We start from the raw sequence: 13,252 nt of genomic DNA, 5'->3' as shown, positions 1-13,252 counted from the left end.
TCTTGCGTATAACTTGAGGCGGATGTTCAGCCTGAAACAAGTGAATGAAGAGCAGTGGTTGGAACTGGTCTTGTTGGCGACTTATCTGTGGCACTATTGGGCTGATCTGAGGCCAAGAGTGAGAAAAATCATAAGGACAAGTTGAAAATGTAATGCGCCGGAGAGGGTTTTATAAGTTCTCTCCGGAATAGTCAGAGTCTGAAATTACTTGAACTGCGTTTATGGGTTCAAGTCCGACAGGCTGCTAGGATTTGTCTCGAAATAACTTCCCGATTTACATACGTATTCCGTTCACCCTGAGCTTGTCGAAGGGGGGGGATTGGGCTTCGACAGGCTCAGCCCGAACGGGTTTTGAGAGGGTTTCAATCTAGAAGTTTCAGGACTATTCCTTATAGGGTACTGTCAGGTTGTTGCTCTGGGCTCGCATCAATAAATGCTTTGAGCTCATTGCAGTGCTGGTAGATTTTCCTGATCTTTGGGTAATCCGTTAACGGCACTTTAAATCTCAAGGCATTGTAGACCTGGGGGACTAAACAGATGTCGGCCAGTGTCGGCGTGTCTCCGACGCAAAAGTCCGAGTCTCCCAGTTGTTGCTCAAAGGCATCAAAGCCAACCTGTATCCAGTGCTGATACCACTGTGTTTTCTGCTCATCAGTGGCTCCCAGTTCAGCTTGTAACGTTTTCAATACCCTGAGGTTGTTCAGGGGATGAATATCGCAGCTGATCAAATTGGCCAGGCTACGGATTTGAGCCTTTTGCCAGGCGTCTCCGGGAATGATGGCAGGCTCCGGGCAGGTTTCTTCCAGCCATTCCAGCATCGCCATGGACTGACTTAATCTGCCTGATTCAACTTCCAGAGTAGGGACCAGTCCCTGAGGGTTGATGCCCTTGTAGTCACTGCCTGTCTGTTCCGATTTCAACAGATTGACCGGAACCAGTTCGTGATCCAGTTTTTTAAGGTTCAGGGCAATCCTGACCCGATAGGCAGCCGATGATCGAAAGTAGCTGTATAGCTTCATACGACTATCCTCTTTCAGTTCGCTGCTTTAGCGGGTAGCAGGGTGGCAGCGACTTCACCAAAACCGATTCTTGCAGCACCCTCTTTTTCACACCAGCCTCTCATAACGACAGTATCTCCATCCTGCAGGAACGTTCTCTGTTCGCCATTGGTAAGATTCAGTGGCTGTTTGCCGCCTTTGGTCAGTTCGAGCAATGAACCGGCTTCTTCGGGCTTAGGGCCTGACTGTGTTCCTGTGCCCAGCAAGTCACCGGATTGCAGGTTGCAACCATTACTGGCGTGGTGAGCCACCATCTGTCCAATGGTCCAGTAAGAGTGTCTGAAGCTGGACTGGGACAACTTTTCCATGCACTGTTTTTGCGCTACAGGCGTCTGCGAGCCTTTCATGGCAGGGGTTTGCAGCAGTACTTCCAGTTGAATATCCAGCGCTCCCAGCGAACTGTTCTCGTCTGAAGAAAGATAAGGCAAGGGTTTTGGATCGGCAGCGGGTCGCTGATATTCGGTTCTGTAAGGTGCCAGCGCTTCCAGGGTGACAATCCAGGGCGAGATGGTTGAGGCAAAACTCTTGGCCAGGAAAGGTCCCAATGGCTGGTATTCCCAGGCCTGCATATCCCGGGCAGACCAGTCATTTAGCAGACACATACCGAAGATATGTTGATCGGTCTTTTGCAGTGGAATGGCATCACCTAGCGTATTGCCCTGACCAATGAAGACGCCCATCTCAAGCTCATAATCAAGACGTTTACAAGGACCGAAGGAAGGCTGTTCGGCGTCCGGGGCTTTGGTTTGGCCTACCGGACGGTGGAACGACTGGCCTGTGACTTCAATGGATGAAGCCCGGCCATGGTAACCAATGGGCACCCACTTGTAGTTGGGTAGCAATGGATTATCAGGCCTGAACAGGGAACCTACGGCAGTGGCATGATAAATAGAGGAATAAAAGTCTGTGTAATCCCGAATCTGGCAGGGCAGGGCAAACTCGGCCTTATCCATAGGGATCAGACAGGGTTTTAGCTGACTTTCCAGATCAGAGCCTGCTCTCAGGGCTCGGGAAAGGCTCAGTCTCATAGCACTCCAGTGTTCAAAGCCTAAATCCATGAAGGGATTGAGTGTTTCACTGGCACAGGCCGTCAGAGCTTCAGCCGCTTTACCTTCAAAAGGTTTAAGGGTTGATATGGCTTTCAGATCCAGAATCTGGTTGCCAATAGCTACACCGCAACGGAAGGGTTCAGTGCCCGTTTTGAAAACAGCAAAAGGCAGATTCTGGATCGGAAAGTCAGTGCCGGATTGATTGGCGCAATTTACCCAGCTGGTGAGAGAAGCGTCATGGGTCTCATTCAGTGAAATCATTGTTTATCCTGAAAGCATTAAGAAAAAGATGTGCCTGAAATCTATACAGAGATTCAGGCACTCAGAATTTTTATTGTTGTGGGCTCAGGGTTTGAGAGCCGGATCAAAATGTTTCTGCAGGCCAGACCAGCATTTAATATAGTCTTTTTGTCGTATGTCGCTGTCCATGGCGAATTGTGAAGGGACATAGACATACCGGGACTCAAACATAAAGGCCAGGGTGTTTTCATAGCGAACCGGCTTGAGGTCGGCTTCGCTGGCTTTTTTGAAAACCTCAGCTTCCGGGCCGTGAGGTGACATGCAGTTATGCAGGCTGCTGCCTCCAGGCACAAATCCTTTTTCCTTGGCGTCGTAAACACCGTGCACCAGCCCCATGAACTCACTCATAATATTGCGATGGTACCAAGGGGGGCGGAAGGTGTTTTCAGCCACCATCCAGCGTGGCGGGAAGATGACAAAGTCCAGATTGGCGACTCCAGGTGTATCGGACTGCGAGGTCAGGACCGTGAAGATCGAAGGGTCAGGGTGGTCATAACTGACGGTGTTGATGACATTGAATCGAGACAGGTCGTATTTGTAGGGGGCCGAGGTGCCCACCCAGGCAACCACATCCAATGGCGAATGGTTCAGTTCACAGGCATAGAGATGACCTGAAAACTTGCAAAGGAGTTCGAAATCGCCTTCCTCGTCTTCGTACCAGGCTACGGGATACTGAAAGTCACGATCATTGGCAAAACCATTTGCGCCCACGGGGCCGCGTTCAGGCAGATGCAGCGGGGCTCCATAATTTTCACAAATATAACCACGGGCTTGACCGGAAAGCAGGTCGATTCTGAATTTCATTCCTCGGGGAATGACAGCAATTTCTCCCGGGCTGACCTGTAATTTGCCTAATTCGGTAAAGATAAGCAGTTCACCGTCCTGGGGCACCATCAACAGCTCACCGTCCGCGTTGTAAAAGAAACGCTTCTCCATATTCTGGTTGGCTGCATAAAGATGGATGGCGCTGCCTAGTTGTGATCGGGCATCACCATTAGCGGCTATGGTGGTTAAGCCGCTGATAAAGTCCGTAGGCTGATCCGGCATGGGCAATGGATCCCACCTGAGCTGTGCCGGTGTTGGTGGCAGGTCATCCAGGGGGGCTGTTTTTAGTAGCGGGTTCTGATTCCAGGGCAAATATTCTCCCTGAACGACAGAGGGCCGGATTCGATAGGTCCAGGTACGCCTGTTTTGGTGTTTGGGGGCGGTGAATGCGGTGGATGAAAACTGCTCCGCATACAGTCCGTAAGCTACTTTCTGAGGACTGAAGCAGGCTTTGGGCAGGGCTCCGGGTAGAGCCTCTGTTTCATGCTCGTTACCAAAACCGGTCTGGTACTCAAGATCGTCAGGTATTGTCATCAAACTGAACCTATCTTTTTCTTATCGTGAACATTTTTCATCTCAAGGGTTTTGAGAAAATGTTGCTTTTATTGTTCATGGCTGTTTTCAAGCACTGGTGGTTCCTGCACCAGGCTTTTCAATTTCAAACGCTCAACCCGGATAAGGGCAGAAGCGATTTGTTCAGGTCTTGAAGTTCCTCCATTTTTAGCCAGACCTGAGAGTTTGTCCATATCAAAACGGAAAAGTTGCTCTCCTTGTCGTTCAAATCTCCCGGCCAGCTTCCGGCAATGTTACTATCTGATAAGCCTGCACCTTCCCAGAATGCATAAACTGTTGGACACATTACGTTTGAGAACTGACTTGCCTGCTATTGAGCCCTTACAAAAAAGAGAACCCTTGCAAAAAGGTTTTCTACTGAGCCGGCACAGCCATGACAAGAAGGGGCAGACCGAGATTGTTCTCTGGGTGGTAACAGAATCCGGTCCGGTTCGATTAGTGATTCAGGGTGAGCGTCCGGTTTGTTTTGTTAAGACGGCTTTGTTTGAACCCCTGCAACACGCTTTTCTGAAAGCGTTTGCTGACGCTGAAGTTCGACCTCTCACCCTGAAGGATTTTCAGCATGACGCCATCTCTGCGGTCTACAGCAAGGATACAGCCCAGTCCTTCTTAATCCACGATTATCTCAGAGCCAAAGGGCTGGAACTGTTTGAGTCTGATTTCAGGCTGGCAGATCGCTATCTTATGGAGCGATTTGTCTATGGCGGTCTCGAGTTTACAGGCCAGCCACGCTCAAGGTCAGGCTATGTCGAGTATCAGAATGCCCGTATCCGACCCGCAGAGTTTAATCCTTCATTCAAAGTGATTTCTCTGGACATTGAGTGTTCTGAGAGAGGGGAACTCTATTCCATCGGGCTCTCAGGTGGTGATTATGGTCTTGTGATCATGGTGGGCAACCAGGAGCCCGTGGAGTGGATTCAGTGGGTTGATCATGAGAAAGCCCTCCTGGAAGCTTTTGAAGAGGTGCTTCATACGCTGGACCCGGACATCGTGATTGGCTGGAACGTTATTAATTTTGATTTTCGTCTGTTACTCAAGCGTGCTGATCGTCATGGTATGAAGCTCAGGTTGGGTAGGGGTGGACAGGCCGCGAGCTGGCGAAATCGCAGGGGGGACAGTGGTCAGGGTTTTATAACCATACCCGGCCGCATGGTGATTGATGGAATAGAAGCTCTCAAGGCAGCTACTTATCAATTCGATAGTTTCAGTCTCGAATCGGTAGCCCAAGCCCTGTTAGGGCGAGGTAAGGCAACAGAGGATGTCGATAACCGGATGGCGATCATCAATCATGACTTTCGCCACAACAAGGAAAAGCTGGCCCGATACAACCTGGAAGACTGCCGATTGGTTGAAGCTATTTTTGAGCACACCAATATTCTGGATTATCTCAGGCTTCGCAGTCATCTAACCGGATTGGAGCTGGACCGCATGGGCGGTTCTGTTCAGGCCTTTACCAATCTTTATTTACCCAGGTTGCATCGGGCCGGATACATAGCGCCCAACTTGCCTGAAGGGGGAGGGTTGGCCAGTCCTGGCGGATATGTCATGGATTCGATCCCCGGGCTTTACCGCAATGTCATCGTGCTGGATTTCAAAAGTCTGTATCCCTCTATCATCAAGACTTTCAAAATTGATCCCATGGGCCTGGTTGAAGGTTTGGCTGAGCCCGATGATGCCATTCCCGGCTTCAGGGGGGGGATGTTCTCCCGCGAAAAACATTTTCTACCCGATATCATTGCCTCCCTGTGGGCCCAGAGGGATGAAGCCAAAAAGCAGAAGGATGCAGCTCGTTCCCAGGCCCTCAAAATTATCATGAACTCTTTCTATGGTGTTTTGGGCTCTGGAGGCTGTCGTTTTTACGATACGCGTCTGGCCAGTTCCATCACTATAAGAGGGCACGAGATCATGCAACAGACAGCTCGCTGGATTGAAGAACAGGGCTATCAGGTGATTTATGGGGACACGGATTCCACATTTGTGCTCTTGAATGAAACCTATTCCGATGATCAGGCGGCAACTACGGGCAAAAAACTGGAGAAAATGATTAACCAGCGCTGGGATGAAAAGCTAAAGGGTGACTTCCAGCTGGAATCTGCTCTCGAGCTGGAATTTGAAACCTGCTATCGACGCTTCCTGATGCCTACGATTCGAGGTGCGGACACGGGCAGTAAAAAGCGTTATGCCGGTATTAAAACGACTTCTTCCGGGCAGGAACTGGTTTTCAAAGGGCTGGAGACTGTGCGTTCTGATTGGACGGCACTGGCCAAGTATTTTCAGACAGAGTTGTTTACTCTCGTTTTTGCTGATCAATCACCTGAGGCTTTGGTCAGAGAAACAGTAGAGAAAACGTTGGCAGGAGAGTGGGATGATAAGCTTGTCTATCGAAAGCGGTTGCGTCGTAATCTGAAAGACTATGTAAAGAATGTGCCACCTCAAGTGCGAGCCGCCAGAATGGCTGACGAGATCAATCAATCATTGGGAAAGTCACTGAAGTACCAGAGAAAGGGCTGGGTGCAATACGTGATGACGGTGAATGGGCCTGAACCGTTGGAATACCTCAGGAGTCCCATTGATTACCAGCATTACATCGACAAGCAGCTAAAACCGGTTGCGGATGGTGTACTGCCTTTCATCAATCTGGACTTTAATACCTTGATTGACGAGCAAATGGGGTTGTTTTGAGCTGTTTATAACCATTCATTACGAGTGTCTATTTTAATACGCAAAAATTTGCAGTCCCTCACAGCTGATCTACCTTTAAGCGCTCATTAACTGATCAGTCACGTTACAAAAAAAGCTGTAATTATGAGCGCAGTGTTTCTCCCTATTGGTCGACTTTTTCTTTGTACGACACTTCTGCTGATGACCGCTGCACTCCAGGCTGCACCTGTTCCCTGGCTTTCTTATGAACAAGCCGACAGTCGTGAATCCATGCTTCGGCTCGCCAAAGAAAAGAGCATTGACTGGGTTGACCCATTAAGTCACATCTTTCTTCTGGAAGACCGTGGCCAAACGGATCAGGCTATTCATGCGTATGAGCAATTCATTACCTTGCATGCCTCAGAGGCGGATAGCCTGGCCATTGTTCTGCCACTCTACTGGCGATGGATGGAAGAGCAAGAAGCTTTTGAACAAAGAACTGCATTTTTCCAGAATTTGAGCGACACACCTCGAACCGGCATGGTTTTCCAGCTTCTGTTCTTGCTGGAGCAGTGGCTTGATGGGTTGGCCGTTTATCAAATTAGTAAAAATGGTTCAGCGAAACTTAAGACAGTACTGATAGCAAAGTGATTGTAATGCCAAGACAAAAAATTAAGCTTAAAGTCAGTTCAAGCGACCCAGAAGTTGCATATTTGTATCTTCCTAAACATCCTCAGGTTGCTATATCTGGTTTAGTAAGAAAACAGCTGCGTTTGGCCGACCTGATCAATGATTACAAAGGGCCAGATATTTATCTGGATTTTGATGAGGAAGGCTCAATAATAGGAATGGATATAACCTAATCCGGTGGCTCAAAAAAACAACCTTCTTGGTCAGGCAACAAGAAGTGTAAGCCTCATGCACCGATACCAAACTCACTACCAGAAGCAAATTCTCCCAGACCTTTCTGCTTTCAGTTTTGAAGAAAACCGGGGAGACGACGAAGATTCAGGCGCCGATTTGCTCTCTGATCAAATTTTAGTGACTGATCACTGCACTTCCGAAACCTGCCCTTTCTACCAGCTCTCCGATATCGGAGTATTGCTGGCTGGCCCTCTTTCAGCCATTGCTGACAGTACTCAGATCATGACCGGAGCAGACTAGGCTCTGATGTTTGAAAATCTGGGACAATGGCTTAAACCTGCTCCACAAGTCACTGCCAGAGCGATTCCCCTATCAGCCTTATTCTGGCCAGCTTCTTTATCGGATGACGCTGATCTGAAGTTTCATCGTGAAAAGCTCAACTACCAGGGGAAAGATCACTCAGGCCTGCCTGTATACCATAATGCTCAGGGCCAACCCATTGATGTCCTGACACTCAATTCAAACACAGTCATGCTGCCCAATGGCATTGGCCTGACATGGACCCCGGAAAAGCCCCCTGAAATAGGTATTGAGGGTTATCCTGATAACCTTGATGCCCGTCAGGTTGTTATTTATACAACCCCGGTTAGTGAGACTTCAGGCCCGACAACCCTTGAGCTCCCAGCCTCAGAAGGTGAACTGGTTATCCTTTGGAGTCCTGAGGCGCACCGGGGGGTTCCGGTGTATTATTCGGAATGGAAAATACCAGATGAAGTAATTCACAAAATCCCCGAAAGATGGATAGAACCCACAGATATTCGAAAAGGCATCGGTAAGCGTTGGTTCGATCCTGAAAATAAAGGAAATGGAATTAGAATTGATAAAGGGAATCCTAACCATAGTCTACCATCTCAACAGGTTGATCATGTTATTGTTCGCAGTAGTGGTAAAGTTCTAGGGAGAGATGGGTTGCCAATTGTTGGCTCTATCAAAAATAATGGAGAACATGCACACATTCCTTTAAGTGAATATATTTCTTGGAAGAAATGGGACTCACCAAACTAGAAAAAGAGCATCAGAAATGAAATATCCGGAAATGTATGAAGAACTGATTGGCTATCTCGATGATCTAAGGAATAAAGATTATCAGATTGCGGTATGGGTAAATAAGAATTTTACTAGCGATGTCCAGTTTGATGAACTGGATAACTCCATTCACTTCCTCTTTGATGATACTCAGCTAGCAACAGACCCCAATAGCTGTATAGGGTGGTTTTTGAAAAACGAAATAGAAGCTGAACTCGTTGGGATACTATGTCTAGAACTCGATACAATCTTTAAAAAATACGGCACAGAGCTCACGGACGAAGAATATATTAACTTGCCTGAATGGAAGAATGTTCTAGATGCTGCTGATAAAGCATATCGTTCTATGACCAAACCAGAGAAACAGATGCCATGAGGGCTCCACTTTCAACTAATCGCTTAAACCGGTTCGGAGGCATGAAGGACACTCATTTTCAGAGAATGGAAATAGTATCAAATTGTATGAGTGTCCCGTTTCAATTGGAGCCCATAATGAAAAGCTGTGAAGAAGTTATATATCCGCAAATGCGGGACAATACATTACATAGTTTGGATGATTTAAGGGATTTTGATTATCAAAAGATGTTTCAAAAAAAATGGCAGCCTTATATGGAGACTCACGACAGCATGCCCCCTGACGTTGGTGATTGGTACGATTGCGCCACTGACATTCTTATAGAAGATATGGACTATCTTGAAAATGCGCACAGTTATATTGGCTCTGTCTTTAAAAATAGTGCTGAAGCTGAAGCCATGATTCATATGGCTAAGGTGTTGTTCAACTTTTATAAATCATGCAATAGTGATAGTGCGTTAGAGGTCATAGATTGCGAAGGTTGGAGTAATGTTGTTGAAGCAGCTGCTCGCACGTATCGGGTATTAAACCCTGATGAGTTAGGCACATAAGCTTATTGATAGCTCTATAGTCTGCTCTCCCTCTTTGAGCAGGCAAGTCATCGATGGTGGCTAATGGTTCTGCTGGCTTACCACTAGAAGCCAGAGTTTGGCTTTTCTCGACAGATAAGTGCTTGCCAACTCACTTCAACCAGAAGCCTGCTACCAAAAGTCTCTCCTGAGAAAATATAAGAGTTAATCAGTATCCCGCTGTTTAGTTGTAGGTATGGTAGTTGCCAGACGAAAAAGCATAGGTTATATACCAATCTATGGATAATCTCTCGGGTTGTACAAGATGACAAATAAAGCTGAGTCTCTACCTGTTGAGCGCACTCGTTACAGAGAGTATTTTGACTCTATTCCCAGAAATAGCATCTTTTTGTTAGATAAAGGTGTTTCAGAGCTTTTTTGGGATAAAGAAATAAGCAACAAAGGTGCTTCCTACTTCAAATTACCCAATGATTGCTGGCTTGTTTCTGGCGAGAGTGATCTTATTGGAAGTTGGCTAGATTTTTATAATAAAAGCGACAATATACCAGTATCTAATATTCTGAAATCCAAGTTTAAATGGAGCGATAAAGAAACTGTCAGATTCTGTATTAGTAAATGCATTATTCTAGAATCAAGCTGGAGTGTTTTTTTAGAGTTCTGGGATGATTTTCTTGCTATTGATGATGACTGCCCTATATTGATTCCATCCAATCCAATAAATAGAGAAGCCATTTTATTCAGACCAATTGGTGATATTTTGAAAGTATCTTAATACCCTTAAGTCGTTGACAGGTTACATTAAGTGTCAATCTCAGCCAGTATCGATATACAACTTGCCAAAAGCTTTGCTATTCCCACACTGATCCAGATGTTTCTTGACGCAGGCTGGACGCTTAACGACTCTGGAAAAGTCAGTTTTTTACCTATTGGTGATGTTGATGACTTTAATTGGCAGAATGAACAATTAACTGATCAAGCCTTGATCGAGCTCGCAGACGAAAAAGTTAAGCGTGGAGAATTAGTAGGTGTTGTATTCACTTGGCAAGACACAATGAGCGGCGGCGAAGTACTTTTTCATACTGACAGTTCATTCTCAATTACCCTATCGATTGGCCGAAAGGTTGTTGGCAAATCTCGAAGGACCGACGTTACATGGTACATTGAACGATTGGATAGGGTTTTTTCTGGCAAGAGTATTGATATAGAACAAATTGTATTTTCAGAGCACGTTTGAACTGAGAAGGTCTAGAATGCTGATAATTTGCATTATTCTGGAAAAATACTCCGTTAATCAGGCATCAATCAATGAGTCATTCTACAGCCTATGAACTAACCGAACTTCGAACCAGACTGCAAAAATCAGGTCTTGATAGCAGACTGATCGATCGACTCAGGGAAGCAAGTACAAAAAAGCTTGAAGATCTTACTCCTGAAGATCTCAGACTCCTGATTAGCCAGCGTATCGGGCTTGAATATCTGGTTCCTATTGCCTTGACTCTTTTGGAGGAAAATCCACTTTGTTCCGGAAACCTCTATGTTGGAGACTTAGCCTCAGTATTATTGGACCTCCCTCAGAGTTTCTGGGAAAGCCAACCTGCACTTAACAACAGAATGGTAGAAGTGGGAGACTCATTAACAGAGATACGCTCAACGCTTGATACAGAAATTCTACCTAAGCTATCTAAAATGGACTTTCTCTCATGACTCTCACTCCCTCTCACCACAGACGTCAAACTTACTTCTGAAGCGCACCTAAAGGTCCAAAAATCCGTTAGAGGAATATAAAAACTGTAAAGAATGTAATAAGCCTAAGTGAGGTTACCATGAAATATTTGCATTTTTGTTAGATAAAAGTGTTTCAGAGCTTTTTTGGGATAAAGAAATAAGCAAAAAAGGCGCTTCCTACTTCAAATTACCCTCTGTAGTACTGGAAATTTAATTAAAGATCTTGAAGATGCTTTGAAGTTTAAACAAAGGTAAGTGCTAGCAATGAAAGAAATAAATAAACTGGAAATGCTTAACAGGATTTGTAAAGTATATCTAGGATATAGAGAACGTCTCGTTGCAACTGCAAATGATTGGATTTCTTTAGATGGAATATTCATGTTTAATATTGTAATTGTAACTCTCTCAGAGCTTATTCCTTCAAATATTCTGAACAAAAATTATGATAGTATTGATGAACTTTTTTCTCTGATTGAAGAGTTTATAGAGCATAGAGACTCTGAAGTTGAAGCTTTAATCACTACTGAGTTGCTTGAAGGAATGATGAATTATAGGGGGCTAGATAAATCCTCATGGAAGCCACTACTTGGTTTAAAGGCCACTGAATTTTGTGACCAAATAGATACTTTTTATAGCAACTAAGGAATCTTCGAATAGCCTTAATCTGGATTTTAATACCCTGATTGATGTGCGAATGGGGTTGTTTTGATGATTCAGTGTGATCCAGATCGCTTTTTAACTAATGCTTCCAGTTCCTGATTACTTAAACCAGCCGGAATGCCGAGAACAGGCTGGTCTGCTGCTGGTTGTATTACACAGTTTTTAAAGTCTGCCCGAGTGCAGTCACCGACATCTTTATAGAGCACTTTCCCCACCTCAAAGGCTCTCATGGGCATAAAATGCTCCTGTCCATCTTCGGGCGAGTAAAACGAACAGCCTGCTAAGCCTGTAAAAGCGAACGACACTAGCAGAGTGTTTCTCACGAAGTCTTCTGATCCAGCTTCAGCCAGTCAATCAACAGACAGGCAATAAAGGCGGTAGCGGCATAGCCACCGAGAAAAATCAGGGGCATGACCATGTAGCCCAGTGTGTACCAGATGACTGTTTCCAGAACGCTCATAAACAGACCTCTCTGTGTTGCCCTTACAATAGAAGAGTATAGTCGTAAATTACCAGCCCGGTACGCCCGACATATCAGGCAGTTTGTGGGCAATGCCTTTGTGGCAATCAATGCAGGTTAACTCTCCTGACGCCAGGGCCGTGCTGTGCATATGGGCAGCCCGTTTGGATTGCAGTGAAAAGTCCATTGAATCAAAGTTATGGCAGTTCCGGCATTCTCTGGAGTCGTTCTTTTTCATACGATCCCATTCACGCATGGCCATCTGCAGTCGATGCTCTTCAAACTTTCTGGGGGTATCAATCTTGCCGGTAATTTTGCCCCAGAGTTCTTTGCTGGCCTGAACCTTGCGAACAATCTTGTGAGTCCACTCATGGGGGACGTGGCAGTCAGGACAACTGGCCCTGACTCCGGAGCGGTTGCTGTAGTGAATGGTGGTTTTCATTTCTTCGAAAACGTTGTCTCGCATTTCATGACAGCTGGTACAGAAGGCTTCTGTGTTACTCATCTCCATCATGGTGTTAAAACCACCCCAGAAAATGATGCCTGCGAAAAAGCCGAATGCCAGAATAATCCAGAGCGCCAACGCCAGAGGGCGGGTCAGAAAATGCCAGTACCTTTTTAAAAACTCAGGGATGGGCAGCTTCATGGTTTTTTCAGACTCTCGACAGGTTCATAGGTATTGGGGACCAGGGGTTTGGCGTTAGCCTGGGGGACGTGACACTGGGTACAGAAATACCGTGAAGGCGATACATCAGCCAGAATTTTTCCGTCCCTGCCACGGTAATGGGAAATACCAATCCCCGGTGCCCGGGCACTTTTTGCATTTTCCAGAGCATGACAGGTAAGGCATTTGTTACTGTTGGCGGTAATCTCGTAGCCCCTGATGGAGTGAGGGATCAACGGCGGTTGTCCGACATACTGCAGATCCATGGGCACCCGTTCCTTGGGGTATTTTTTCAGCTCCGGAGCTGCAGGAACCTCTCCAACCGGTTCACTTCCCCTGAGAGACTCAACATCTTCCGGGGGGGGCTGGTTATCAGCGCCCTGAAGAACAGCAATGCTGGCCAGATACACTATGGCCACTGAGGCAGGAAGCCAGAGCAGGCTGACAGTTCGACGTTTCATGT

At 46.3% G+C, this 13,252-nt stretch carries 19 protein-coding genes; 11 read left to right on the top strand and 8 right to left on the bottom strand.

Annotated elements, in window-relative coordinates; translation table 11 throughout:
• Window positions 1–389: 389 nt before the first annotated feature.
• From maiA to WG89_RS30560, 4 genes are all read right to left on the bottom strand, one after another.
• Window positions 390–1,019 carry a maleylacetoacetate isomerase gene (gene maiA / locus WG89_RS21820; protein WP_062269783.1) on the bottom strand — a complete coding sequence of 210 codons (630 nt, stop codon included), beginning with the start codon at window positions 1,017–1,019 and terminating at the stop codon, window positions 390–392.
• Window positions 1,020–1,033: 14 nt separating this feature from the next.
• Complete coding sequence (gene fahA, locus WG89_RS21815; RefSeq protein ID WP_062269781.1) at window positions 1,034–2,368, bottom strand: fumarylacetoacetase; 1,335 nt, start codon at window positions 2,366–2,368, stop codon at window positions 1,034–1,036.
• 84 nt (window positions 2,369–2,452) lie between these two features.
• Window positions 2,453–3,766 carry a homogentisate 1,2-dioxygenase gene (hmgA, locus tag WG89_RS21810; protein ID WP_062269779.1) on the bottom strand — a complete coding sequence of 438 codons (1,314 nt, stop codon included), beginning with the start codon at window positions 3,764–3,766 and terminating at the stop codon, window positions 2,453–2,455.
• A 68-nt stretch (window positions 3,767–3,834) separates the two neighbouring features.
• Window positions 3,835–3,978, bottom strand: a complete 144-nt coding sequence (locus tag WG89_RS30560; protein ID WP_153301746.1) for a hypothetical protein — start codon at window positions 3,976–3,978, stop codon at window positions 3,835–3,837.
• Between the two features lie 103 nt (window positions 3,979–4,081).
• Between WG89_RS30560 and WG89_RS21805 the strand changes: the two genes are divergently transcribed.
• The 11 genes from WG89_RS21805 (at window position 4,082) to WG89_RS21755 (ending at window position 11,647) form a co-directional block, all read left to right on the top strand.
• A complete protein-coding gene (locus tag WG89_RS21805; protein WP_245662955.1) occupies window positions 4,082–6,487 on the top strand; it encodes a DNA polymerase II in 2,406 nt (801 codons plus the stop codon).
• Window positions 6,488–6,610: 123 nt separating this feature from the next.
• Window positions 6,611–7,096 carry a hypothetical protein gene (locus tag WG89_RS21800; protein ID WP_062269777.1) on the top strand — a complete coding sequence of 162 codons (486 nt, stop codon included), beginning with the start codon at window positions 6,611–6,613 and terminating at the stop codon, window positions 7,094–7,096.
• A 5-nt stretch (window positions 7,097–7,101) separates the two neighbouring features.
• The gene (locus WG89_RS21795) at window positions 7,102–7,308 is read left to right on the top strand and encodes a DUF2283 domain-containing protein (protein WP_062269775.1); all 207 of its coding nucleotides are present in this window, start codon (window positions 7,102–7,104) and stop codon (window positions 7,306–7,308) included.
• A gap of 55 nt (window positions 7,309–7,363) precedes the next feature.
• Complete coding sequence (locus tag WG89_RS21790) at window positions 7,364–7,609, top strand: hypothetical protein (RefSeq protein WP_062269773.1); 246 nt, start codon at window positions 7,364–7,366, stop codon at window positions 7,607–7,609.
• 6 nt (window positions 7,610–7,615) lie between these two features.
• The gene (locus tag WG89_RS31750; RefSeq protein WP_216638537.1) at window positions 7,616–8,374 is read left to right on the top strand and encodes a hypothetical protein; all 759 of its coding nucleotides are present in this window, start codon (window positions 7,616–7,618) and stop codon (window positions 8,372–8,374) included.
• Window positions 8,375–8,390: 16 nt separating this feature from the next.
• On the top strand, window positions 8,391–8,771 hold the full coding sequence (locus WG89_RS21780; RefSeq protein ID WP_062269771.1) for an SCO4402 family protein: 381 nt from the start codon (window positions 8,391–8,393) through the stop codon (window positions 8,769–8,771).
• Between the two features lie 116 nt (window positions 8,772–8,887).
• On the top strand, window positions 8,888–9,301 hold the full coding sequence (locus tag WG89_RS21775; protein WP_153301745.1) for an SCO4402 family protein: 414 nt from the start codon (window positions 8,888–8,890) through the stop codon (window positions 9,299–9,301).
• Window positions 9,302–9,584: 283 nt separating this feature from the next.
• Window positions 9,585–10,052: a DUF2947 family protein gene (locus WG89_RS21770; RefSeq protein WP_062269767.1), complete on the top strand. Its 468-nt coding sequence runs from the start codon at window positions 9,585–9,587 to the stop codon at window positions 10,050–10,052.
• Between the two features lie 30 nt (window positions 10,053–10,082).
• A complete protein-coding gene (locus WG89_RS21765; RefSeq protein WP_062269765.1) occupies window positions 10,083–10,514 on the top strand; it encodes a hypothetical protein in 432 nt (143 codons plus the stop codon).
• Between the two features lie 71 nt (window positions 10,515–10,585).
• Window positions 10,586–10,984 (top strand): contact-dependent growth inhibition system immunity protein, encoded by a 399-nt coding sequence (locus WG89_RS21760; RefSeq protein WP_062269763.1) that lies wholly within the window; start codon window positions 10,586–10,588, stop codon window positions 10,982–10,984.
• A gap of 285 nt (window positions 10,985–11,269) precedes the next feature.
• Window positions 11,270–11,647 (top strand): DUF7674 family protein, encoded by a 378-nt coding sequence (locus WG89_RS21755; RefSeq protein ID WP_062269761.1) that lies wholly within the window; start codon window positions 11,270–11,272, stop codon window positions 11,645–11,647.
• A gap of 71 nt (window positions 11,648–11,718) precedes the next feature.
• Here the strand turns inward: WG89_RS21755 and WG89_RS21750 are convergent, their stop codons facing one another.
• The 4 genes from WG89_RS21750 to WG89_RS21740 form a co-directional block, all read right to left on the bottom strand.
• Entirely contained in the window at window positions 11,719–11,901 is a 183-nt protein-coding gene (locus WG89_RS21750) for a hypothetical protein (protein ID WP_062269759.1), read from the bottom strand.
• 83 nt (window positions 11,902–11,984) lie between these two features.
• On the bottom strand, window positions 11,985–12,125 hold the full coding sequence (locus tag WG89_RS29610) for a TIGR02808 family protein (protein WP_079253978.1): 141 nt from the start codon (window positions 12,123–12,125) through the stop codon (window positions 11,985–11,987).
• Window positions 12,126–12,174: 49 nt separating this feature from the next.
• The gene (locus WG89_RS21745) at window positions 12,175–12,771 is read right to left on the bottom strand and encodes a NapC/NirT family cytochrome c (protein ID WP_062269757.1); all 597 of its coding nucleotides are present in this window, start codon (window positions 12,769–12,771) and stop codon (window positions 12,175–12,177) included.
• Window positions 12,768–13,250: a nitrate reductase cytochrome c-type subunit gene (locus WG89_RS21740; RefSeq protein WP_062269755.1), complete on the bottom strand. Its 483-nt coding sequence runs from the start codon at window positions 13,248–13,250 to the stop codon at window positions 12,768–12,770. Before WG89_RS21740 ends, WG89_RS21745 begins: the two co-directional genes overlap by 4 nt.
• Between the last annotated feature and the right edge of the window lie 2 nt (window positions 13,251–13,252).

The organism is Endozoicomonas arenosclerae (genome assembly GCF_001562015.1).
GTDB lineage: Bacteria > Pseudomonadota > Gammaproteobacteria > Pseudomonadales > Endozoicomonadaceae > Endozoicomonas_A > Endozoicomonas_A arenosclerae.
The sequence above is the reverse complement of the archived record's forward strand: the minus strand, read 5'-3'. Positions and strand labels throughout refer to the sequence as shown.

Coding starts and splice junctions, on each gene's coding strand:
- WG89_RS29610 (WP_079253978.1), bottom strand. CDS start 12,125: ATGAGCGTTCTGGAAACAGTCATCTGGTACACACTGGGCTACATGGTC.
- WG89_RS21760 (WP_062269763.1), top strand. CDS start 10,586: ATGAGTCATTCTACAGCCTATGAACTAACCGAACTTCGAACCAGACTG.
- WG89_RS21740 (WP_062269755.1), bottom strand. CDS start 13,250: ATGAAACGTCGAACTGTCAGCCTGCTCTGGCTTCCTGCCTCAGTGGCC.
- WG89_RS30560 (WP_153301746.1), bottom strand. CDS start 3,978: ATGGACAAACTCTCAGGTCTGGCTAAAAATGGAGGAACTTCAAGACCT.
- WG89_RS21800 (WP_062269777.1), top strand. CDS start 6,611: ATGAGCGCAGTGTTTCTCCCTATTGGTCGACTTTTTCTTTGTACGACA.
- WG89_RS21745 (WP_062269757.1), bottom strand. CDS start 12,771: ATGAAGCTGCCCATCCCTGAGTTTTTAAAAAGGTACTGGCATTTTCTG.
- fahA (WP_062269781.1), bottom strand. CDS start 2,368: ATGATTTCACTGAATGAGACCCATGACGCTTCTCTCACCAGCTGGGTA.
- maiA (WP_062269783.1), bottom strand. CDS start 1,019: ATGAAGCTATACAGCTACTTTCGATCATCGGCTGCCTATCGGGTCAGG.
- WG89_RS21750 (WP_062269759.1), bottom strand. CDS start 11,901: ATGCCCATGAGAGCCTTTGAGGTGGGGAAAGTGCTCTATAAAGATGTC.
- WG89_RS21795 (WP_062269775.1), top strand. CDS start 7,102: ATGCCAAGACAAAAAATTAAGCTTAAAGTCAGTTCAAGCGACCCAGAA.
- hmgA (WP_062269779.1), bottom strand. CDS start 3,766: ATGACAATACCTGACGATCTTGAGTACCAGACCGGTTTTGGTAACGAG.
- WG89_RS21755 (WP_062269761.1), top strand. CDS start 11,270: ATGAAAGAAATAAATAAACTGGAAATGCTTAACAGGATTTGTAAAGTA.
- WG89_RS21770 (WP_062269767.1), top strand. CDS start 9,585: ATGACAAATAAAGCTGAGTCTCTACCTGTTGAGCGCACTCGTTACAGA.
- WG89_RS21775 (WP_153301745.1), top strand. CDS start 8,888: ATGAAAAGCTGTGAAGAAGTTATATATCCGCAAATGCGGGACAATACA.
- WG89_RS31750 (WP_216638537.1), top strand. CDS start 7,616: ATGTTTGAAAATCTGGGACAATGGCTTAAACCTGCTCCACAAGTCACT.
- WG89_RS21790 (WP_062269773.1), top strand. CDS start 7,364: ATGCACCGATACCAAACTCACTACCAGAAGCAAATTCTCCCAGACCTT.
- WG89_RS21780 (WP_062269771.1), top strand. CDS start 8,391: ATGAAATATCCGGAAATGTATGAAGAACTGATTGGCTATCTCGATGAT.